The organism is Paeniglutamicibacter sp. MACA_103 (assembly GCF_045798555.1).
In the GTDB taxonomy this organism is placed as follows: Bacteria; Actinomycetota; Actinomycetes; order Actinomycetales; family Micrococcaceae; genus Paeniglutamicibacter.
Map to the genome: position 1 here is coordinate 144,092 of NZ_JBIXLN010000003.1, position 21,309 is coordinate 165,400.

Consider the following 21,309-nt stretch of genomic DNA (forward strand, 5'->3'; position numbering starts at 1 on the left):
CTTGAACCCATGCGCATCGTAGTTCTTGTCTCCGGCACCGGGTCCAACCTCCAGTCCGTCATCGACGCCGTCGCCGACGGGTCCCTGGAAAACGTGGAAATCGCCGCCGTGGGCGCCGACAAGCACGGCACCTTCGGGGTGGAACGCTCCGCCGCCGCCGGCATCGAGACCTTCGTGGTGAACTTCAAGGACTTCGCCGAGCGCGCGGACTGGAACCACGCGCTGACCGAAAAGTGCCTGTCCTACGATCCCGACTACGTGGTTTCCTCGGGCTTCATGCGCATCGTCGGCGAGGAATTCATCCAGGCCTTCGACGGCACCTACATCAACACCCACCCGGCCCTGCTGCCCTCCTTCCCGGGCGCCCACGGGGTCCGCGATGCGCTGGCCTACGGGGTCAAGGTCACCGGCTGCACCGTGCACATCGCCGACGCGGGCGTCGACACCGGCCCGATCCTGCGCCAGGAGGCCGTGGTGATCGAGGACGACGACACCGAGGACTCGCTGCACGAGCGCATCAAGGTCATCGAGCGACGCCTGCTCATCGCCACGCTGGCCGATTTGGCCGCGAAGTAAGCCACTCCGGCCCCACTCCCGACGGCCCGTTCGGCGGGCAACGGATCATTCGTCGAAGACGTTCCAGCATATGGCGCTCCGGCGCTGCTGGTCCTCCAGCACCAAGTCACGGACGGCGGCGGGCAAGAGTGCGCGCTGCCATTCCCGTTCCGCGGCCCGGGCCGCAGCGGCATCCACGGCTCCGGCTCCGGCTGCCCTGATGGCGTAGGCGGCCGCGCCCAGGTCATGTGCGGCGACGTGGGCCACGGCAACGGCCTGGCCGGCCGCAAGCGCGGCAAACTTCGCCGGTTCGGGCATCCCGCGTGCCGCGGCATTTGCGATGAATGCCTCGTGGTGCGCCTCGCGCATCGGCACCTCGCCGCGGATCCAGCCCCGTCCGACCTCGATGGCGTGCCGGGGCCGGCCGTCTTCCGGTTGCCGGTCCTCGAAGAGCGGCAGCACGTGCTCCGCGCAGTCCAGGGCCCAGCCAGCGAGCAGCCGGTGGTGTTCATCGCTCAGGGTTCCCCCGCGCCGGATGGTGACCAACCGGGGATCGCGTTCCTTGGGAAGGATTGGCATGCTGCCAACATACCTTCCCCGGAACTCCGGGACACGGGTCCGGCGGACGACCGGTGCGGCAGCGTGGACCACGTTGAAGACGTTGAAGACGTTGAAGACGCTGAGGATGCTGAGGATGCTGCCGGTGGCGGTGCCTGCCGTATTCAGGATATCGCCTTCCAGGGGGCTTGCCGCAAGCCCCGCGGCGTGCCATACACTGCTCGAGAGTGCCTCCTGGCGGGGCACCACCAGGAGGGATTGACATGGCGGACGTGGTGATCGTCGGCAGCGGACCGGCCGGAATGATGCTGGCCGGGGAATTGGCGTTGGCCGGCGTGAATGTGGAGATCCTGGAACGTCGCCCGACGGGGGAGCTGGCCGAATCCCGGGCCGGCGGCTTCCACTGCCGCACCATCGAGATCCTGGACCAGCGCGGGATCGCCGACCTGTTCCTGGCGGCGGGAAAGACGGCGCAGACCGCCCGGTTCGGCAGCACGCTTCTGGACATCAGCGACTTTCCCACGCGGCACCCTTATGGGCTGGGCCTGTGGCAGAGCCACATGCAACCAATCCTCGAGGACTGGATCAACCAGCTCGGCGTGCCAGTGCACCACGGGCGGGAGGCCATCGGATTCGACCTGGACGAAACCGGGGTGACCGTCAAGACCGCCGGGGGCGGCAAGTTCCGGACGGAGTATCTGGTGGGTGCCGACGGCGGACGCAGCCTGGTCCGCAAGGCGGCCGGCATCGACTTCCCCGGCTGGGAGGCGACCCGCAGCAACCTGATCGCCGAAGTGGAAGTATCCCGGGAACCGCCCGCCGGCACGCTTCTGGATGAGGCCGGAGTCCATGGCTTCAGCCTGCTCGAGGACGGGCGCACCTATCGCGTCATCACCACGGAGCGGCAGCTCGGTTCACGCAACGACCCCGAATTGGGCGACCTGAGCGATGCCCTGACCGCGGCATACGGATCGGACTTCGGTGTGCACAGCCCAACCTCGATCTCCAGGTTCACCGACGCCACCCGCCAGGCAGCCACCTACCGCAAGGGACGGGTGCTGCTCGTCGGGGACGCCGCGCACGTGCACTATCCCGCCGGTGGCCAGGGCATCGGCCTGGGTCTGCAGGACGCGGTCAATCTCGGCTGGAAGCTCGCGCAGGTCCTCCAGGGCAGCTCCCCGGATTCCCTGCTGGACACCTACCACGCGGAGCGGCATCCCGTGGGGCTCCGCGCGCTCAAGCACTCGATGGCGCAAACGGCCCTGCAGCGCATTGACGCACGCACCGCAGCGCTCGCCGACACCGTCAGCGAGCTGATGCACATGGACCAACCGCGCCGGCACCTGGCCGCGCTGATCCACGGCCTGGACATCGCCTACGACCTCGGGGAGGGACACCCGCTGCTCGGGCGACGCATGCCGGATCTTGACCTTGACACGGCCAACGGTCCCACACGGTTCTTCGAGCTGCTCCATGCAGCCAAGCCGGTGCTGCTCAGCCTGGCGGAGCCCGGACCCCTGGAGATCGCGCCTTGGAAAGATAGGGTTCACCGTGTCGAGGCCCGGTTCACCGGCACCTGGCGGCTTCCACTGCTGGGCGAGGTGGCAGCCCCGGCCGCGGTCCTGGTCCGCCCGGATGGGTATGTCGCCTGGGTGGGTGAAGGCTCCGACGAGGGGCTTGCAGTCGCGCTCACGCGCTGGTTCGGACCGGGGACGCCGGCCTGACGGCTATCGTTCCTGGCAATGATCGAGTGTTCTCCCCGAAAGTTCATGACTACAGCTCATCAACGCGCGTTGGCAGGCGAAGCGGCTGATGAACGTTCGAAAGCAACGGCCAGAAAACCGCCTGGAATCCAAGCGCCTGACATTCGCAGCCTCACGGACGTGCCCGTGGATGCTTCCTGGCAGTCAATCCTTGAACGTGAAGCGCAGGGTGCGCACCTCGAAGGCCGTCAACGCAATGGCCACTGAACCGCCACTATGCTCGACGGTGCCACCGGGACCCTCGATCGGATCCTCCAGCAGGGTGATCGCGGAGGCCCGCTCCACCGGACGGTGCACGTTCACGGTGCCGGCAACCCGGCGTCCCAGGGACTCGTAGACGCGCACGACCAAGTCGCCGGAGCGGTCGCCGGCCAGCTTGACGCTGGAGAGCACGATGCCCGTGCCCTCGACGGTGACCAGCGGATCGAATCCATGGGCACCGGCGAGGGTGCGCTCGGGGCTGTTCAGCAGGGCGCCGGCCTCGGTGGCGGAGGCGATGTCCGCGCCGATGACCAGGCCGTAGCGGTGGCCCTGGATGCCCTGGTCCGTTTCCGGATCCGGGAAACGCGGGGCGCGCAGCAACGACAGGCGCACGTTGGTCATTACGCCGGCCTCGGTGGAATCGCGGGTGACATCGAAACCATAAATGGAATCGTTGATCAGCGCGGCCCCGAAGCCGGGTTCCTCGGCCAGCACGAAGCGGTGCATCGAGGTCTCGAACTTCGCGGCCTCCCAGCTGGTGTTCACGTGGGTGACGCGCTTTTGGTAACCGAACTGGGTTTCCGCGACGGTGTGCTCGGCGCGGATGTCGAGAGGGAAGGCGACCTTGAGGAACTTCTCTGTCTCGTGCCAGTCGGTGCTCTGCTCGATCTGCAAGACCCGCGAGCCCGGTGCCAGGGTCAACTCCTGGCGCACGGTCGAAGCGGAGAAGCTGCGTTCAACGACCACGCGCGCGGTGCCGTCGGCATCCGTGGACAGGCTGATCGAATCCAGCTCGCGCAGATCGGTGACCTGGTTGCGGTAGAACTTGTCCACGTCCCAGGCATCCCACTTGTTCGGGAAGTCCTGGTGCAGCTGCAGCAGGTTCGCCTCCTTGCCGGCGGCGATGGTCTCGCGGCCGGTGGCGTTCTCGATCGCGGAGGTGACCAGGCCGTCGCGGGATATCGCGACGGTGACCAGTGCGTTGGAAAGCACGAAGCCCGCCGCAGTCTCGGTGGCGGTCACGGTCTCGGTGACGGGGGCCAGTTCGGCCACCGCCGTGCCGGCTCCGGTGCGCACGCCCGAGCGGGTGAACGGGGCGGCGTTCAGTGCGATCGGCCTCTCGCCCCGGCCCACCAGGGCCGCCTGCGCCGCGGCGATGATCGCCTCGGCGGCCTGTGCCACGCGGGCGTATTCGGCGACGACCTCGCGGTGGACCCAGGCAATGGAGGTTCCCGGCAGGATGTCGTGGAACTGGTGAAGCAGCACCGTCTTCCAGAGCTCGTCGATCTCGTCGTGGGGGTACTCGAACCCGGAGTAGGCGGCAGCGGTTGCGCACCAGAGTTCGGCCTCCACCAACAGGTGCTCGGTGCGGCGGTTGCCCTGCTTGGTCCGGTGCTGGGAGGTCAGCGTGGCGCGGTGCAGCTCCAGGTAAAGCTCGCCCACCCAGACCGGCGGGTTCTCCAGTTCGGCCTTGGCGCGCTTGAAGAACTCGTCCGGGTGCTCCCACTTGACCGTGGCGCTGCCCTCGAGGTCGGCCAGGCGGCGCGCCTTGCCGGTCATCTCGCGGGTGGTTCCGCCGCCTCCGTCCCCCCAGCCCACCGGCGCGATGGACCCGGTGGCGTGGCGGGACTCGCGGAACTGGCGGGATGCACGGGCCACCTCCGAGCCCGAGAGCTGCGAGTTGTAGGTGTCCATGGACGGGAAGTGGGTGAACACCCGCGAGCCGTCGATGCCCTCCCAATCGAAGGTATGGTGCGGAAACGTGTTCTGCTGGTTCCAGGAGATCTTCTGGGTGAAGAACCACGTGAACCCGGCACGTTTCATCAGCTGCGGCAGCGCGGGGGAGTAGCCGAAGGAGTCCGGCAGCCACACGCCGGCGCAGGTCACGCCGAATTCCTCGCGGAAGAACTGCTGGCCGTAGTGGAACTGGCGGACGAGGGACTCACCCGAGGGCATCACGGTGTCGGATTCGACCCACATGCCGCCCAGCGGCAGGAAGCGGCCGGAAGCCACGGCATCCTTGACCCGGTCGTAGACCTCGGGGCGGTGCTCCTTGATCCAGGCATATTGCTGGGCGCTGGACATGCCGTAGAGGAATTCCTTGTCGTAACCGAGCATTTCCACCATGGAGGAGGCGGTGCGGGCGACCTTGCGGATGGTTTCGCGCACCGGCCACAGCCAGGCCGAGTCGATGTGGGAGTGGCCCACCGCAGAGATGCGGTGCGCGCTCTCGCCGGCGCGCTTGGCCAGCACCTCGGCCAGTTCGGCGCGGGCGGCCGGTGCGGTTTCGGAGATGCGCTGCAAATCCAGCACGTCCAGCGCGTTGTCCAGGGCCTGCAGGATGCGCATCCGGCGCGGGCCCTCGGGCAGCTCGGCCTGAAGCTCGAGCAGGACCTCCAGGTCCAGGGAGAGCTCGTGGACCTCGGGTTCGAAGACCGCCAGGTCCATGCGGCGGGTGGAGTAGAGCTTGCGGGGGGACGCGGTCCGGATGTCGCCTTCGGCGGTGGGCTGGAACGGGTGGTGGCCCAGCAGCACCGGGTTGGCCGCGGTCTCGATGAAGTATTCGACGGATTCTTCGCCCGCGGCTGGATCCGCGACGGGGATCCACTGGTTGCGCGGATTGATCGCCTTCACGGTGGTGCCGTTGCCGCGGTAGACCAGCCCCTCGCACTGGAAGCCCGTCAGGTTCGTGTCGAATCCCAGGTCGACCAGGGCCTCGACGCGCTTGCCGGCCCATGCGGCGGGAACGGTTCCGCGCAGCCGGAACCAGGTGGTTCCCCAGGCCGCGCCCCAGGCGGTGCCGATCCTGTAATCGGTGTATTCCAGGCCCAGTGCCTGGGCCGGTGCGATCGGCTCGCCAAGAAGCTCATGGCAGTCAACGGTGAACGGGACGGAAACGGAATGGATGGCCGGGCGGATGCGTTCCTCGAGCACACGGGTGACACGTCCGAGGGTCAGGGCAATGTCGTCGTGCATGGATGCCTTTCCCCGGGCCGCGGCCCGGTGGATGGGGTCCTGCTCTGCAAAAAGGTGGACTGCAAGGATCTCGTTGTCGGTGGCCTGTCATGCCAGCGTATCCGACGGGCGGGCCCGGGCAATGCCCACCCGCGGAGAGGGTTTCGCCGACTGAAAGCTGCGGTGCCCGGGAGCCGGTTTCCCGGCACCTGGACGGGCCCAATGCACCGTGGCCGGAGACCAGGAAGAGCACCGGCGGATACGATGCAATCATGACGTACGGCGCTTACCGGGCCGATAAGCTCTTGGGGGGATTTTGCCTCCCGGCCCGGCGGCGCCAGGCGGCCCTGGCCAAGGGCCAAGACCATCACCCAGGCGATGCATTGGCATCACGCGCGAGAAGGAACATCATGAGCACTCCCCGGCAGACCCCGCTCGCCCTGGTGGGTCTGGACATCGGCGGGACCAAGACCCACGGCATGCGCTTCAGCGGTGGCGAGGTGCTCGCCGAGGCCAAGAGCGGCAGCGCCAACGTCCAGAACGTCAGTGCCGAAACCGCCGCGCGGAACATCGCCGAGGTGTTCGCCGCCCTGGGTCCCGGACGCATCGACCGGGTTGTTGCCGGTGCCGGCGGGGTCGACACCGAGGAAGATGCCGAGACCCTGTGTTCCCTTATCGCGGTCCACGCCCCCGCGGCCGAGATCCTGGTGGTCCACGACACCCGGCTGATCCTGGCCGCGGGCCAGGCGTCCACCGGCATGGCCCTCATCCTAGGCACCGGTTCCGCTGCATGGGGCGTCAACGCCGCGGGGCGGGAGGGCAGGGCCGGGGGATGGGGCTACCTGCTGGGGGACGAGGCCAGCGGATACTGGATGGGGCGCGAGGCGGTGCGCCACACGCTGCGGGAGTTCAACCGCGGACAGGCGCCAGGCGAGCTGGGCCGGCGCGTGCTCGCCGCCAACGACGTGCGTTCCCCCGACGAATTGATTGCGCTTTTCCACGGCGACACCGACCGCCGGTACTGGGCGCAGCAGTCCCCGCTGGTCTTCGAGGCACTGGCGGCGGGGGACCCCGGGAGCGCCGAGATCGTCGCCGAGGCAGTGGACCACGTGTGCCGGATGCTCGGCGACCTCTCCTCCCTGCTGGAAATCAACGGGCCCGTCATCGTCGGGGGAGGCGTGGGCACACACCAGCCGGTCTTCCAGGAAATGCTGCGCACCGCCCTGGGTGCCGCCGGCCTGAAGGACATCCGCTTCCTGGAGGTCGACCCCGTGGAAGGCACAAGATTCATCTCCGACCACACGCCGTTGCCCGCCAATGCCCCCTAGGTGCGGTGACAGCCCCCAGAAAGGATCCGGGGCCTACTGCAGGAGGCGGCCCTTGGTCTCGGGGGCGAGGAACGCCATCAGGATGACCGCGGCCAGGACCATGGCCCCGGCCACCAGGAACAGGTTCCCCAGGCCCACCACGGGCCAGAGCGCTGCGAAAAGCAGCGGGCCGAACCCGGCGCCCAGGCGGCTGAACGAGGATGCCCAGCCGAAGCCGGATCCGCGCAGCTCGGTCGGATAGAGCTCGGACACGTAGGCGTACAGCACCGGGATGGCGATCTGCACGACGACGCCGAAGACCAGCAACCAGACAAGCGCCAGCGAGGGTGCGTTGAGCGTCACCGCGACCATGACCAGGATGATGGCCGAGAGGGGGCCGGTGATGCCCAACAGCCACTTGCGGCCCACCCGTTCCACCAGGAGGGCGGCTATGACCACGCCGATCAGGCCCATCAGCGCCATCACCGAGGTCATGAAGAACGCCGTGGACTGCACCATGCCGGTATCCGCCAGGATGGACGGCATCCACGTCAGCGCCAGGTAGTAGACCAACAGGATGGTCAGGAACAGCGACCACGACACCAAGGTGATCCGGGGGCTGAAGCGCCAGATCTTCACCAGCTGCTCGAGCCAGGAACCAGGTGACAGCCGCGGTGCGGCCTCCGGCTCCGGAAGCGTGTAGGGCTGCGCCGTGGCACCGGTGCGGGCCACCATGTCGTCAATGACCTTCGCCGCGGCCTCGCGCTGGCCCTTGCGGACCAGGTAGAGCGGGGACTCCGGAACGCTGCGCCGCACCCAGAACACCAGCAGTGCCGGGAGCACCATGACGGCAAGGATGAGGCGCCAGTTACCGGTGGTCGCCTGCACCCAACCGGAAATGAAGAAGGACAGGGCCGCGCCGACCGGCCACCAGCCGTCCATGGCCGTGAGCACCCGGCCACGCTGCTTGGACGGGGTGAACTCGCCGACCAGGGCATAGTCCACCGGTATGCACCCGCCCAGGCCCACGCCGGCAATGAAGCGGAAGGCGACGAACCACGCAAAGCTCGGGGCCAGGGCCCCCGCCACGGTGAAGATCGAGAAGATCAGCAGCGTCCAGGTAAAGGCCTTCTTGCGTCCGATCTTGTCGGCGATGGTTCCCCACAGGAACGCGCCCAGCGCCATGCCCACCAGGTTTCCGGTGCCCAGCAATGCCGCCGTGGTCCGGTCAAGACCCCACTCGGCGGCGACCAGGGGGATCAGGGCACCGTTGAGCGTGACGTCCCAGGCATCGAACATGAACCCGAGCCCGCCAATGATGAAAATCTTCCCCTGCACGCCCCACTTCCAGGGCAGGTTCTGGACGACCGACTCGCCGGTGGGCAGTTTCAGGAATTTGTTCATCGGGGAATGGCCTTTGGACAGGTGCGGTCTGGCACAGGACGAGTACAGCCACGGCAACGAGCTAGTTGGTGAGACAACGGAAAAAAGCATCCTCCCGTTGCAATGACAACGCTACGCGCTGAAACGGCAAACCACAGAATAGCCCTTGACTTTTTGTGGCTTTGCGTTTCGTGGATCGGCGTCTTTCCGGGTACCAGGAATTCGGCTAAGCCCCATGTGCCGGGGCTGTTCCGGTGCGGGGCAACCCGGGGTAGGCTCTGGATATGGGAGTAGATTGGACCGCTCTCGAAGAGGCGATACGGGTGTCGGCTCTTCGCCAGGCGGAAGAAATAATTCACCGTCACCCGGACGAAGTTTTCTATGCGATTGCCCTGGACGGGGTGACCGCGGACGAAACCGACCATATCGATTTGCCCGTGTTGGCGTTGAACTCCGAAGAAGCCCTGACTCGTGCCTTCGGCGACGACGAAGACGAAGCGCTTGAAGAGGACTTCGACGACGAAGACGAAGAGGAAGACTTCGAGGAACGTCCCGACGCCGACGACGACGGCTCCGACCGGGACGTCCATCTCCACGACAACGACCGCACCGATGACTCCGACGATGACGACGATGACGAGGACGATGACGATGACGTCGCCACGGACGAGGACGACGACGGCGAAGACATCGACGCGGTGCTCAAGGAATTCGATGCACTGACCTCGGATGCCGAACAGGGCTACTACTCGTCCAAGTGGAATCCCGCGGATTGGCAGTGGAGCCCCATCGAGCTTTTCGATGAATCGGCCACCGCACTGTGGAGCCAGGCGCTGAGCAACGTTGCCAGGGACCACGGGTGGGAAAAGACGAATCGCCTGTACTACGAGATGCTCATCCGCATCACCGAATCACTGCGCACGGCCTTGGCCACGGGCCGAAACGCGGATGTGGTGGTCTTCCTTTCCGACGAGGAGCACGGCGATGCACTCCTGCGCCGGTGCCTGACCGAGGCCCAGCTGGCCAAGCACTTCCCGGAGCTCGCCCACTAGCCGGGCAGGTTCGCGGGACCCTCCGGGAGATTGAGCTCGGCGAGGACCCGCGAATCCACATCTCGCAGCTGGACGGCCGTGATGCGTCCCAGCTCGGTGGGCACGGCACCGCTCAGGCGGGCCGTGCCCGTTTTTGTGGCGCTCCAGGAGCCGGCCCGGTCGACCTGGCCGGAACTGTCGATGACCCACAGCGAGAGAGTCCCGTTGGTGGGCAATCCAGTTCCGCTGAACTGCAGCTCGGTGCCCCAGGCCTTGGCGTTCATGCCCAAGTCCACGCGCGGACCCGCGGCCGATATGACCTCGTAGCTGGCATCGGGCGCCGGGGCGGGGCGCAACACGGGTGCCAGGAACACGCCGCCGGCAACGGACGCGGCGACGGCCGCCACCGCCGCGGTTCCCAGCCAGGCGCGCCGGGTGCGGCGCCTGGCCCGCATCCTCTCCAGCAGCTCGACCCCGGGGTCCGTGGCCGGCGCGGCGGTTTCCGCGGACAGCATCGCCCGGGCCGCCTGTGCGTCCAACGCGCCAAGCCGTGTCGTCACCGGCGCAAACGACGCAAGCTCCTCGCGGCACCGTTCACACGAGGCCAGATGCTCCTCGAAGCTGCGTGTTTCGTCGGGGGCGAGCCCGCCCAGCAGGTAGGCCCCCAGGTCCATGTGCTCGTTCACTGCTCGACCCCCATTTCCGCCAGGATCCCGCGCAGGGCCCTCAGCGCATAGTACGCCCGTGATTTCACCGTGCCCTGGGGAATCCCCAGGCTCGAGGCCGTTTGGGCCACCGTGGATCCAAGATAATGCAGATGGAGGACCACCTGCCGATGTTCAATGGTCAAGCGCATCATGGCCTCTTCCATGAGGATCTTGTCCAGGACCGCTTCCATGCCCGCGAACGCCCCGGCGGCCTCGGGGTCCTGCTCGCCGAGCGTCGAGGCGGATATCCGGGCGGCGGCCCGGCGGTGCCGGTCGATGATCACGTTGCGGGCCGTGGCAAACAGGTAGCTGCGCAGCGATCCGGTCAACTCCGGCGCGGCCTTCCAGACCTTGAGCACGGTTTCCTGCACCACGTCGTCCGCCTCGTCGCGGTCGGTGGCCACGCGCAGCACAAAACGTCTCAGGGCTTCTCCGTGGTCGCGGTAGATGTCCGACACCACTTGCGCATCTAGCGGCACATGGGCTCCATTGGGTCGCTTCGGAAACATGGGTTCACCCCACTAAGACGCATTGGAACTGCAAACGGTTCAACCACGTACCCAGTATGCGCAGAAAAGTCGGCAACAGCGTGAACCGTGACACGTTTTCATGCGTCTTAGCCGGTGAGAGATGCCTCGGGTGCACCGGAACCTGCCCCCGGGGGATCCCTGGCCCCACCGGCAAGAGGGGCCCAAGTCAGGCCCCCAAGTGTTAGGAATTGCATCATGAACCGGAAGATCCACACGAAGTTCGCCTCCACCGCGGCAGTGCTCCTCGGCGCGGCCCTGCTGCTCTCGGGTTGCGGGGACACCACCACCCCGGGGCAAAGCCCCGCCGCCACCACCTCCGCGGACACCGGGGGCGGCTATGCGGCCCCATCACCCACGGACACCGCAATGGCGGCCGCGGACCTGAAGACGGCAGAGACCAGCCTGGGCACCGTCGTGGTGGACGGGAAGGGCATGACCCTCTACTACTTCACCAAGGACACCAAGGGCACCACCACCAGCGCGTGCACCGGCGAATGCCTGGCCGCCTGGCCGATCGCCGTGGCCAGCGGCGACACCCCCGTGCTGGAGGGCGTCACCGGCGAGGTCGGCACCATCGACAGCCCCGACGGGGCCAAGCAGCTGACGCTCAACGGCATGCCGCTGTACTACTTCGCCAAGGACACCAAGCCCGGCGACGTCAACGGCCAGGGTGTCAACGACGTCTGGTACGTCGTCTCGCCGGCGGGCGAGATGATCAAGTAACACCGTAGCCGCGCAGGAAGCCGCCCACCGGGGTGCGGGATAAGATGGGTGCTGCACCCCCTCAATTCCGCACCCTGGGAGACTTTTGTGAGCCAGATTGTCCTTGATCGCGTCCCGCTTCGCCGGGCCTTGATTTCCGTCTACGACAAGAGCGGACTGGAGGAGCTGGCGGCTGGCCTGCACGCGGCCGGAGTCGCACTGGTCTCCACCGGCTCCACCGCGAAGCGCATTGCCGCCGCCGGGATCCCGGTCACCGAGGTCGAGGAAGTCACCGGTTCCCCGGAGATGCTTGACGGCCGTGTCAAGACCCTGCACCCGCGCGTGCACGGCGGCATCCTGGCCGACCGCCGCGTCCCGGCCCACATGAAGACCCTCGAGGACATGCAGATCGAGGCCTTCGACCTCGTCGTGGTGAACCTCTACCCGTTCGTCGACACCGTGCGCTCCGGCGCCGCGATGGACGACGTCGTGGAACAGATCGACATCGGCGGACCGGCCATGGTGCGCTCCGCGGCCAAGAACCACGCCGCCGTGTCCATCGTCGTGGACCCTGCCTCCTACGGCGACGTCATCGCCGCGGCAGCCTCCGGCGGCTTCGACCTCAAGTCCCGCCAGCGCCTGGCCGCCAAGGCCTTCGCGCACACCGCGGCCTACGACACCGCCGTCGCCTCCTGGACCGCCGCACAGTTCCTGGACGAGGACGGCGACGGAGTCATCGACTGGCCCGCGTACTCGGGCCTGGCCCTGGAACGCTCCGAGGTCCTGCGCTACGGCGAAAACCCGCACCAGCAGGCGGCCCTCTACGTGGACAAGGCGGCCCCGGCCGGCATCGCCCAGGCCGACCAGCTGCACGGCAAGGCCATGAGCTACAACAACTACGTCGACGCCGATGCAGCGCTGCGCGCAGCCTTCGACTTCGACGCCCCGGCCGTCGCCGTGATCAAGCACGCCAACCCGTGCGGCGTCGCCGTGGCCTCCGCGGATGCCGCGGACCCGATCGCCGACGCCCACGCCAAGGCGCACGCCACCGATCCGCTCTCCGCCTTTGGCGGCGTCATCGCCGCGAACCGCCCCGTGACCGCCGGCATGGCCAACACCGTCAAGGACATCTTCACCGAGGTCGTCATCGCCCCGGCCTTCGAGCCGGAGGCCGTGGAGATCCTTTCCAAGAAGAAGAACATCCGCCTGCTGGCCCTGCCCGAGGGCTACGGCCGCTACCCGACCGAGCTCCGCCAGGTCTCCGGCGGCGTGCTCGTCCAGGTTTCCGACAAGGTCGACGCCGATGGCGACAACCCGGCGAACTGGACCCTCGCAGCCGGCGAGGCAGCAGACGAGGCAACCCTGTCGGACCTGGCCTTCGCCTGGACCGCCGTGCGTGCCGCGAAGTCCAACGCCATCCTGCTGGCCAACAACGGCGCGGCCGTGGGCATCGGCATGGGCCAGGTCAACCGCGTGGATTCCTGCAAGCTTGCGGTCGAGCGCGCCAACACCCTGGGTGTCACCGTCGAGTCCACCGTTGACGCTGCCGGAGGGGCCTCCGGCGCCGAAGGCGTATCCGCCGAACGCGCCCGTGGCGCAGTTGCCGCCTCGGATGCGTTCTTCCCGTTCGCCGACGGCCTGCAGATCCTGCTGGACGCCGGTGTGCGCGCCGTGGTGCAGCCCGGCGGTTCGGTGCGCGATGAAGAGGTCGTTGCCGCGGCCAACGCCGCCGGCATCACCATGTACTTCACCGGTGCACGTCACTTCTTCCACTAAGAACAAGTGATCCGGCTGCCGTCGGCGTTCCCCCTTTGCGGGAAACGCCGACGGCAGCCTTCTGCTTTAACTTTGATCCGCCGATCCGCTTTCGGGTCCAGGACTGATTCCCGGATTCGGGGGCGGTTTCGTTTTGGGGCGCGGGGAAGTCGACCTTGCTGCCGGTGATATTCCATGGGGGGTCCTGGTTGCGTCGCGGCGGCTGGGTGGACGGGTGAATCAGGCCATTTGCGGAGGTGCCTGGATGTTGGTGAAGAGCTGCGTCCAGGTCTGGGCCGAGGGCCAGTTCTCAGGAAGATGTATTTTGATCGTCCTGGCGCTGGAAGCAATTCGTGCCTGGACTAGGATGAGTTTGGTGCGAAGGGTCACCATCTTGGCGCGGGTGAAGCGTCCCGCGGCGAGGATGCCAGCGGCCCGGCTGAAGTTGTAAGCATACGAACCGCTCCATCCCGGGCTCGGGATCGAGCCCTCGGCATTGACCGGGATTCCCATGAAAGTTGTCGATATCTCGCCGAGGTCGCTTGGGGAAAGTTGCGGGACTTCTATGCTGATCGGCCTAGCGGGGGGAACTGACTTTGCCGACACCGCACCCGAATCGTCGCTGCTGTGGGAACTCCGTGGGCGTGCGTGGCGTGGCCAGATAGAGGTGGGCAAGTCGGCGCCGGATAACGGTGAAGGCCACACCCTAAGAGCCGCGAGTTCGTGACGGTGTCGTAACGACCAGCCGGTGTAACGTCATTGCAGGATTTGTCGCTATCGGTGATGCGGTTACGAGTCATGCTTATGATGGAGTAATGCTAAATCCTGAGGTTGGGTCAACCATCATGCTGATACGCGCCGCGATTAAGGACCTCGGTCCTGGGGAACGCAAGGTGGCGGAGGCGATTATTCACGATCCATCGATTGCCAGTCGGCTAGGTGCCGCTGAAATTGGTGCGCAGGTTGGGACCTCTGCGGCAACCGTAACGCGTGCCTGTCAGTCGATGGGATTCGACGGTTACCCACATTTACGCACCTTGCTCGTGCGTGATGAGGGCGCCGCAGCACAAGTAGCCCGCGGCAGTGACCTTCACGAGCACGCTCTGTATCGTTTGTTCGCCGAGGCGTCTCGGGAACTGGATGCTGCGCCGGCGACGGTTGATCTGGAAGCTTTCGCCCGGGCCGTGGTACTGGTCGCCAACGCGCGACGAATCCTGCTCGTTGGCGCCGGAGGATCAGCAGCAGCAGTCTCCGCGATTGCCCTGCGATTTATGAGCGTCGGCATTGCCGTAGAAGCGGCGCAGGAGCCCACGTTGCAGCTACTCGCATGTCGACTGTTGGCACCCGGTGACGTCGTGCTGGCAATTAGTGACTCCGGCGAAAATTCGTCCACCCTCTCGGCGGTCGAGGCTGCACGTGCTGTTGGCGCCAGCGTTGTTGCCTTCTCAAGCTTCCCTCGATCAGCGCTTGCCGGGATGGCCGATGAAAAACTCATCATTGGGGCCTCCGGCCGACCGTGGCCAGATTCCATACTGACGAGCAACATCCTTCAGACCTTCCTGCTCAATGCGCTCGTCGCAGCAGTGGAAGAGGCTCGCGGTCCTAGCGATAAGACCGCGACAGTTTTCGAAGACATTATCAAGGCGGTGACAGGCAATCGCCGCCCGGGCGATCCCGAAAATCATTCACCCTCCGTTAACCTGTAATACTTTTACCGTTTCAACCCATCCTCTGTAATGGAATTACACCGCACTTCCAGCGGCGTATGACTATAAGGAGTCCGGATGGGCAGCATCACTATCGAGCGGGTCAGCCGCCGCTTTGGAACGACGGTCGCCGTCAACGACGTCAGCCTGACCGTCGACGACGGCGACTTCCTGGTGCTGCTGGGGCCCAGCGGATGCGGTAAATCAACCCTGCTGCGGATGCTGGCCGGTTTGCTGCCCACCACCGAGGGGCGGTTCCTCGTTGACGGCCTGGACGTTTCACAGCAGCACGCGCGGAACCGTGACCTCGCCATGGTCTTTCAGAGCTACGCGCTCTATCCGCACCTCAGCGTCGCCAGCAACCTCGCTTTCCCGTTGCGCGCCCGGCGAATGGCTAAGAGTGCGATTCGCGAGCGAGTAGCACGAGTTGCCGAACAGCTCGATATCGGCCATCTACTCGATCGCAAGCCCAAGCAGCTCAGCGGCGGACAGCGCCAGCGCGTAGCAGTGGGCCGCGCCCTGGTCCGCGAGCCCAAGGCCTTCCTCATGGACGAGCCGCTCTCCAACCTGGACGCCAAGCTGCGCACCGCGACCCGTCACGAGCTCGTTGACCTCCACCGCCGGCTGGGTGCCACGTTCATCTATGTCACCCATGACCAGGTTGAAGCGATGACCATGGCCACGAAGATTGCCGTGCTGAACGGTGGCCGGCTTGAACAGGTTGGCACGCCGCTCGATGTCTATGCCAAGCCCGCCTCGGTCTTCGTCGCAGGTTTCCTTGGCAGTCCTCCCATGAACCTCATCAACGCCAGCCTCACCTCCGAACGCGGCATTGTTCGTGCTACCGGCGACGGCATAGCCGCGGATCTATGGGCCGGCACAACACCGCCTATCGATGCCGTTCTCGGGCTTCGCCCCGAGCATTTGTTGATCGACGGCGGGGGTCCGGTGCAACTGGATCTACTGGTCGAGACCGTCGAGCACCTTGGTCACGAAAACCTCCTGTTCTGCACCTTCGGTGCAGAGCGCCGAAGCGTCGTGCTCCGCACCGCTGCCGACGCCGCAATCGTGGAAGGCCAAACGCTCCGCGCCGGGGCCGCGATCGAGCATGTACATCTCTTCGATCGGGACAGCGGCCGCCGCCTTGAGTGGCAGAGCGACTCTGAGCTTGTCACGACAGATCATGCCCTCGTAACTGCCTGACCTCTTTGCAGCATCACCCATTTCTTACCTATTGCGAAAGCGAAACACCATGCCCACACGCCCCAGCCTCTTTGGCTACCTTGGCTTCGCCGTTGCCGCGGCCCTTGCCCTGACCGGCTGCGCACCAACTGCCACTACCGCCGGTTCCACATCACCCGCGCCCGCTTTTGATCCCAACCAAAAGGTGGAGATCGTCTTCGAAAGCTATAACCTCGCATCCGCCACCTGGGAAGGCCCGATCCTCTCGCTCGTCGAGCAGTTCGAGGCCAAGTACCCCAACGTGGACGTCATCACCCAGGCGAACGGTGATTCGACAGCCGCAGGAGGTACTTCAGCGAGCGTGCAACGGCAGGTCGTCGCCGGCAACCCGCCGGACGTAGTGCAAATGACTTTCGATACGCTCAGCTACGCGGTCAGTGACCTCCAGGCACAGCCCCTGAACACACTCTACGGGCAGGACTCGGTCGACGAGCACTTCGCCGGTAAGTACCCCATGCACGAAAACGTACGGAACTTTGGTGTCGTCGACGGGAACACCTATGGCATCCCCTACGTGCTCTCGACGCCCATCTTCTTCTACAACGCCACGGCACTCGCCGACGCCGGCATCACCAAGCCCGACTTCTCGACCTGGGAATCCGTGGCTGACATCGCCTCCAAGGTCTCAGAAAAGACCGGTGCGCCGTCCTTCGGCAATTCGTGCCTCGACGCAATCGGCGAGTGGTGCTACCAGTCAATGGTGCGCTCAGCTGGTGGCCGCGTGCTGAGCGAGGACGGATCGGCGATCACGGCCGGTGAGCCCCGCGCTACCGAGCCTCTCGCCGCCATGCAAGAGCTGCACGAGGCCGGCGTCCTGCAGAACGGAGACTTCAACGACCAGTACGAAGCCTTCGCCGCCGGCACCACGCAGATGCACATCAACTCCGCTTCGATGCAGGCAGCTTTCCAGAAGGGCGCCGCTGCCGGCGGCTGGAAACTCGCCGCAGCCCCGATGCCCGGCATCAAGGGCCAGCCTGTGGTGCCGACCTCTTCCGGATCCATGCTCTCAGTCTTCACCCAGGACCCCGCCAAGCAGGCGGCCGCGTGGGAGTTCACGAAGTTCATGACGAGCCCCGCCGCATACGAAGTCATTTCTCCGCAGATCGGCTACCTGCCGCTGCGCACCACCATGACCGAGGAGGGCGGTCCCCTCGCAGGATGGGCAACCAAGCAGGCCGACCTGCTCACCCCGAACCTCGAACAGCTTGAGGCCATCGAACCGTGGGTAGCCTACCCGGGCAAGAACTACGCGCAGATAGCAACCATCATGATGGACGCCGTCGAGCAGGTCGCATACCAGGGCGCCGACCCGACGACGACCATGGCCGACGCCGAAGCACGTGCCCAGAAGCTGGTCAAACAGTGAGCTCAACCATGCTTGATCGGAACGAGGGCACACAGGGTGCCCCCGTTCCGGGGCTTTACAACCTGCGAAGCACCGGCAACTGGAAAGCCGCCGGCGGCATCATTGCACCCGGTCGGCTGTACCGGTCCGACTCCCCGGCACGGCTCGACGCAGCAGGCGCAGCAGCGCTCGGCGCGCTCGGTATCGATCTCATCATCGACCTCCGCTCCATTGAAGAAGTCGAGTCGGCTAGCTACGAGTTTCCCGGCATCCGGCGCACCGGCATCCCGGTCGAGCTGCTCAACCCGACCGCAGCACTGACAACCGAGCGGACACTCGGGGACCTTTACGCGAGCTTCATCGACCGGTGCGGTCCGATGATCATCACCGCACTGCGCACCATTGCCGGCCACGATCAAGGAGCGGTGCTCGTCCACTGCACCGCAGGCAAAGACCGCACAGGCATCGTTGTCGCTCTCGCGCTCCTGGCCGTCGGGACACCGCGCGCCGAGGTCGTCCGCGACTATGCGGCCACCCACGCCAATCTCAGCGGAGCCTGGACCAAAATAATCTTGGATTCGCTCCTCATCGACGCCGCCTCCTTGCCCAGCAACGTAGTCGAAATCGTCAATGGCAGCCCCGCACCGATCCTTGAGGCTCTCTTGGACCGGCTCGACCTCGAGCACGGAGGAGCAGCCGGCTACCTGCTCAGCCACGGCTTCGACGATGACGATCTCAATGCGCTTCGAGCCCGCCTCGTGACCACTACCGCCGCCACCTCAAAGGGAACCTCATGAACATCGGTCAGTACCCCGACCCGAGCCACACGATCCTGCACCTCAGCGACACTCACCTGGTCAACGAACGACGGCCGCTCTACGGTGCCGTCGATTCGGACGCGAACCTTGCCGCGCTGCTGGACCGCCTCCGTGCTGCCGGCACCCAGCTGGACGCCATTGTGCTCACCGGTGACCTGGCCGATGCCGGCGCCGAGGATGCCTACGTGCGCCTGCGCGAACTCGTCGAGCCCTTCGCCGCGGAACTCGGATGCCCCGTGCTCTGGGTGATGGGCAACCACGACGACCGCGCTGCGTTCCGTACCGAGCTGCTGCGCGAGGAGGCGGGCACCGACCCGATCGACCGCGTGCATGATGTAAACGGCTTACGCATCATTGCGCTCGACTCAACTGTGCCCGGCCACCACCACGGTGAGCTCGCCCCGGCGCAACTGGACTGGTTGAGCGAGCAACTCGCGACCCCGGCCGAGCATGGCACTCTCATTGCATTGCACCACCCGCCCATTCCAACCATCCTGCCGCTACTGCAACTCGTCGAGCTCAGGGACACGGCGCCTTTTCAGGAGGTCGTGCAGGGCACGGACGTGCGCGGCATCATTGCCGGGCACTTCCACTACTCGACACATTCAACCTTCGCAGGCATCCCGGTTTCCGTCGCGGCGGCCACCTGCTACACGCAGGACCTGGCGCTGCCATTGGGTCAGTCGCGGGCAAGGGATGCGGCGCAAAGCGCAAACCTCGTCCATGTCTATCCCGACCGTATTGTGCACTCGCAGTTGACACTCGCCGACGGCCCGACCGTCTACGAGATCTCACCCGCACAAGCGCAAGAATGGATGGACCAGGCCAGCGCGGGGAAGTCCTTCGTCGCAACCGGGCTTCTGGAGAGCTGATGTTCAGTCCACTACCTCTTGAAGGTCTCCGCGAAGCCGACACCACACCAGCGAAGGCCCGCAACCCTCGCGGGCTGCGCAACATCAAACACCTAGTGCCATACCTCTACGTGCTGCCCGCTGTGGTGCTCGTCGGGGTGTGGATTTATGCTCCACTCATCCAGACCGTGAATCTCTCGTTCTTCGACTGGAATATGTTGCCCACGTCCCCGTCGACTTACGTCGGACTGGGTAACTACACCGACGTCATCAACCTGCCCGAGATGCGTACAGCGGTGGCGAACACAGGACTGTACGTTCTCGCCGGGATCGCTTTCCTCGTTCTGCTGCCCACCGCCGCGGTGCTCGTCGTGCGCCGCCTGAGCCGCCGCGCCTCAAATGCGTACCAGGCGCTCATCTTCCTGCCCTACCTCATGACTCCCGTCGCGACCGGCGCGCTCTGGCGCTGGCTCTTCGCCGAACAGACCGGACTCATTACGCAATGGGCCGCTGCCGCGGGCATCGAGCTCGGCAACGTCTTCCGTGACCCGAACACGTCGCTCTGGGCGATCGTGGTGATTCTGGGCTGGCAGATGATCGGCTTTGGGGTACTCATGGTCAGTGCCGGCTATACGGGCATCGACCCGCTCTACTCCGAGGCGGCATCCATCGACGGAGCCAGTGAACGGCGGATCACGTGGACCATCGTGCTGCCGCTGCTCTCCCCGACCCTGGCTTTTCTCGGACTCATGGCGGTGCTGCTCGTCGCGCAATGGTCCTTCCCCCTCATCGACCTGCTCACCCAAGGCGGACCGGGCTCCAGCTCAACCAACGTCTACCACCTGCTTTACGTCTTCGGCTTCCAGAACTTCGACGCAGGCATCTCCTCCGCCGCAGGCGTGCTCTTCTTCATCTCCTTCAGCCTCATCGCCTGGTTCTTCGTAGAACTCAGCGAGCGGCTTAGCTTCTACGACGACTAGGAACCGCTCATGGCCTTCTCCCTTGTACAACCCCTGCAGCCGAGCGCACCCATTGTGCTCGCTCCCGTGGAACCGCTGATTCGCAGAACCGGAACCTGGCTCTTGCGTCAGGGACCCGCACACACCATCATGATCGTGCTTGCCCTGCTCGCCGTAGTGCCGCTGCTGTGGCTGGTGATCACGGCATTCGCCGCACCCGAAGCAATGGCTGGCGGTCGGCTGACTACGCCGTCATTCTCATTCGAGAACTTCGCCTACGTCTTCGACGCGATACCGATGCTTCAGATGCTCGGCAACACCGCCGTGATGGCGATCAGCATGAGCCTCGCGCAATTGCTCGTCGCCATCCTCGCCTCCTATGGTTTCGCAGTCTTCGACTTCGCGGGCCGCAAAGTGATTTACCTGCTTTTCGTCGCGTCTTGGCTTGTACCGTTCCAAGTGACAATGATCCCCAACTATGTGCTCGTATCGCAGCTCGGGCTACTTAACACTGTTGCCGGCATCGTGGTGCCCAACCTTTGCTCGGCCTTCGCCGTGCTCATGCTGCAGCAGCACATGCGGGCCATCCCGCGTGAACTCATCGACGCCAGTGCCATGGACGGGCGCGGCACCTGGGCTACCCTTTGGCTAGTCATCGTGCCAAATCTTGTGCCCGCACTGGCCTCACTCACCGTAATCCTCATGATCTCCGCATGGAACGAGTACACCTGGCCCCTGCTGGTCATGCAGCAGGAAACCAGCGTGGTACAGGTCGGCATCCGCTCCTTCATGGGTGCCGAAGGCAGCAACTGGGGTGCGATCATGGCCGCCAGCGGCCTCGCCTGCCTGCCCATATTCCTGCTTTACGTCTTCCTGCAGCGCCAAATCGTAGCCGGCTTCGTACGATCCGGGCTCAAGTAAAACCAGAGGAGACCACTCAC

The 21,309-nt window shown here is 65.6% G+C and carries 19 protein-coding genes; 13 read left to right on the top strand and 6 right to left on the bottom strand.

Features of this window, described 5'->3' with window-relative positions; genetic code table 11:
- Positions 1-9: 9 nt before the first annotated feature.
- Positions 10-576, top strand: a complete 567-nt coding sequence (gene purN, locus ACIPVK_RS02555; RefSeq protein ID WP_407610419.1) for a phosphoribosylglycinamide formyltransferase — start codon at positions 10-12, stop codon at positions 574-576.
- Between the two features lie 45 nt (positions 577-621).
- Here purN and ACIPVK_RS02560 read toward each other — a convergent pair whose 3' ends face one another.
- Entirely contained in the window at positions 622-1,362 is a 741-nt protein-coding gene (locus ACIPVK_RS02560; RefSeq protein ID WP_407610420.1) for a putative immunity protein, read from the bottom strand.
- Between the two features lie 14 nt (positions 1,363-1,376).
- Here ACIPVK_RS02560 and ACIPVK_RS02565 point away from each other — a divergent pair, with 14 nt between their 5' ends.
- The gene (locus tag ACIPVK_RS02565; protein ID WP_407610421.1) at positions 1,377-2,837 is read left to right on the top strand and encodes an FAD-dependent monooxygenase; all 1,461 of its coding nucleotides are present in this window, start codon (positions 1,377-1,379) and stop codon (positions 2,835-2,837) included.
- A gap of 183 nt (positions 2,838-3,020) precedes the next feature.
- Here the strand turns inward: ACIPVK_RS02565 and ACIPVK_RS02570 are convergent, their stop codons facing one another.
- Positions 3,021-6,053: an alpha-mannosidase gene (locus ACIPVK_RS02570; protein ID WP_407610422.1), complete on the bottom strand. Its 3,033-nt coding sequence runs from the start codon at positions 6,051-6,053 to the stop codon at positions 3,021-3,023.
- 389 nt (positions 6,054-6,442) lie between these two features.
- Between ACIPVK_RS02570 and ACIPVK_RS02575 the strand changes: the two genes are divergently transcribed.
- Complete coding sequence (locus ACIPVK_RS02575; RefSeq protein ID WP_407610423.1) at positions 6,443-7,360, top strand: N-acetylglucosamine kinase; 918 nt, start codon at positions 6,443-6,445, stop codon at positions 7,358-7,360.
- A gap of 33 nt (positions 7,361-7,393) precedes the next feature.
- On the opposite strand, the gene ACIPVK_RS02580 is transcribed toward ACIPVK_RS02575, so the two are convergent.
- Complete coding sequence (locus ACIPVK_RS02580; protein WP_407610424.1) at positions 7,394-8,743, bottom strand: MFS transporter; 1,350 nt, start codon at positions 8,741-8,743, stop codon at positions 7,394-7,396.
- 263 nt (positions 8,744-9,006) lie between these two features.
- On the opposite strand from ACIPVK_RS02580, the gene ACIPVK_RS02585 reads away from it, so the two are divergent.
- Positions 9,007-9,774, top strand: a complete 768-nt coding sequence (locus ACIPVK_RS02585) for a DUF4303 domain-containing protein (protein ID WP_407610425.1) — start codon at positions 9,007-9,009, stop codon at positions 9,772-9,774.
- On the opposite strand, the gene ACIPVK_RS02590 is transcribed toward ACIPVK_RS02585, so the two are convergent.
- Both ACIPVK_RS02590 and ACIPVK_RS02595 read right to left on the bottom strand, forming a co-directional pair.
- Positions 9,771-10,439, bottom strand: coding sequence for a zf-HC2 domain-containing protein (locus ACIPVK_RS02590; RefSeq protein ID WP_407610426.1), 669 nt, complete (start codon positions 10,437-10,439; stop codon positions 9,771-9,773). The two genes, ACIPVK_RS02585 and ACIPVK_RS02590, sit on opposite strands and share 4 nt — an antisense overlap.
- A complete protein-coding gene (locus ACIPVK_RS02595) occupies positions 10,436-10,939 on the bottom strand; it encodes a sigma-70 family RNA polymerase sigma factor (RefSeq protein WP_407610427.1) in 504 nt (167 codons plus the stop codon). Before ACIPVK_RS02595 ends, ACIPVK_RS02590 begins: the two co-directional genes overlap by 4 nt.
- Before the next feature lie 246 nt (positions 10,940-11,185).
- On the opposite strand from ACIPVK_RS02595, the gene ACIPVK_RS02600 reads away from it, so the two are divergent.
- Positions 11,186-11,713, top strand: a complete 528-nt coding sequence (locus ACIPVK_RS02600; RefSeq protein WP_407610428.1) for a hypothetical protein — start codon at positions 11,186-11,188, stop codon at positions 11,711-11,713.
- An 87-nt stretch (positions 11,714-11,800) separates the two neighbouring features.
- A complete protein-coding gene (gene purH / locus ACIPVK_RS02605) occupies positions 11,801-13,468 on the top strand; it encodes a bifunctional phosphoribosylaminoimidazolecarboxamide formyltransferase/IMP cyclohydrolase (RefSeq protein ID WP_407610429.1) in 1,668 nt (555 codons plus the stop codon).
- A gap of 219 nt (positions 13,469-13,687) precedes the next feature.
- On the opposite strand, the gene ACIPVK_RS02610 is transcribed toward purH, so the two are convergent.
- The gene (locus ACIPVK_RS02610) at positions 13,688-13,960 is read right to left on the bottom strand and encodes a hypothetical protein (RefSeq protein WP_407610430.1); all 273 of its coding nucleotides are present in this window, start codon (positions 13,958-13,960) and stop codon (positions 13,688-13,690) included.
- A 332-nt stretch (positions 13,961-14,292) separates the two neighbouring features.
- Here ACIPVK_RS02610 and ACIPVK_RS02615 point away from each other — a divergent pair, with 332 nt between their 5' ends.
- The 7 genes from ACIPVK_RS02615 (at position 14,293) to ACIPVK_RS02645 (ending at position 21,289) form a co-directional block, all read left to right on the top strand.
- Positions 14,293-15,153 (top strand): MurR/RpiR family transcriptional regulator, encoded by an 861-nt coding sequence (locus ACIPVK_RS02615; protein WP_407610431.1) that lies wholly within the window; start codon positions 14,293-14,295, stop codon positions 15,151-15,153.
- A 78-nt stretch (positions 15,154-15,231) separates the two neighbouring features.
- Positions 15,232-16,356 carry an ABC transporter ATP-binding protein gene (locus ACIPVK_RS02620; RefSeq protein ID WP_407610432.1) on the top strand — a complete coding sequence of 375 codons (1,125 nt, stop codon included), beginning with the start codon at positions 15,232-15,234 and terminating at the stop codon, positions 16,354-16,356.
- 49 nt (positions 16,357-16,405) lie between these two features.
- Positions 16,406-17,761, top strand: coding sequence for an extracellular solute-binding protein (locus ACIPVK_RS02625; RefSeq protein ID WP_407610433.1), 1,356 nt, complete (start codon positions 16,406-16,408; stop codon positions 17,759-17,761).
- Positions 17,762-17,769: 8 nt separating this feature from the next.
- Positions 17,770-18,537: a tyrosine-protein phosphatase gene (locus tag ACIPVK_RS02630; protein WP_407610434.1), complete on the top strand. Its 768-nt coding sequence runs from the start codon at positions 17,770-17,772 to the stop codon at positions 18,535-18,537.
- Positions 18,534-19,430, top strand: a complete 897-nt coding sequence (locus tag ACIPVK_RS02635) for a phosphodiesterase (RefSeq protein WP_407610435.1) — start codon at positions 18,534-18,536, stop codon at positions 19,428-19,430. Before ACIPVK_RS02630 ends, ACIPVK_RS02635 begins: the two co-directional genes overlap by 4 nt.
- Positions 19,430-20,389 (top strand): carbohydrate ABC transporter permease, encoded by a 960-nt coding sequence (locus ACIPVK_RS02640; protein WP_407610436.1) that lies wholly within the window; start codon positions 19,430-19,432, stop codon positions 20,387-20,389. Before ACIPVK_RS02635 ends, ACIPVK_RS02640 begins: the two co-directional genes overlap by 1 nt.
- Positions 20,390-20,398: 9 nt before the next feature.
- Positions 20,399-21,289 carry a carbohydrate ABC transporter permease gene (locus tag ACIPVK_RS02645; protein ID WP_407610437.1) on the top strand — a complete coding sequence of 297 codons (891 nt, stop codon included), beginning with the start codon at positions 20,399-20,401 and terminating at the stop codon, positions 21,287-21,289.
- Positions 21,290-21,309: the final 20 nt, after the last annotated feature.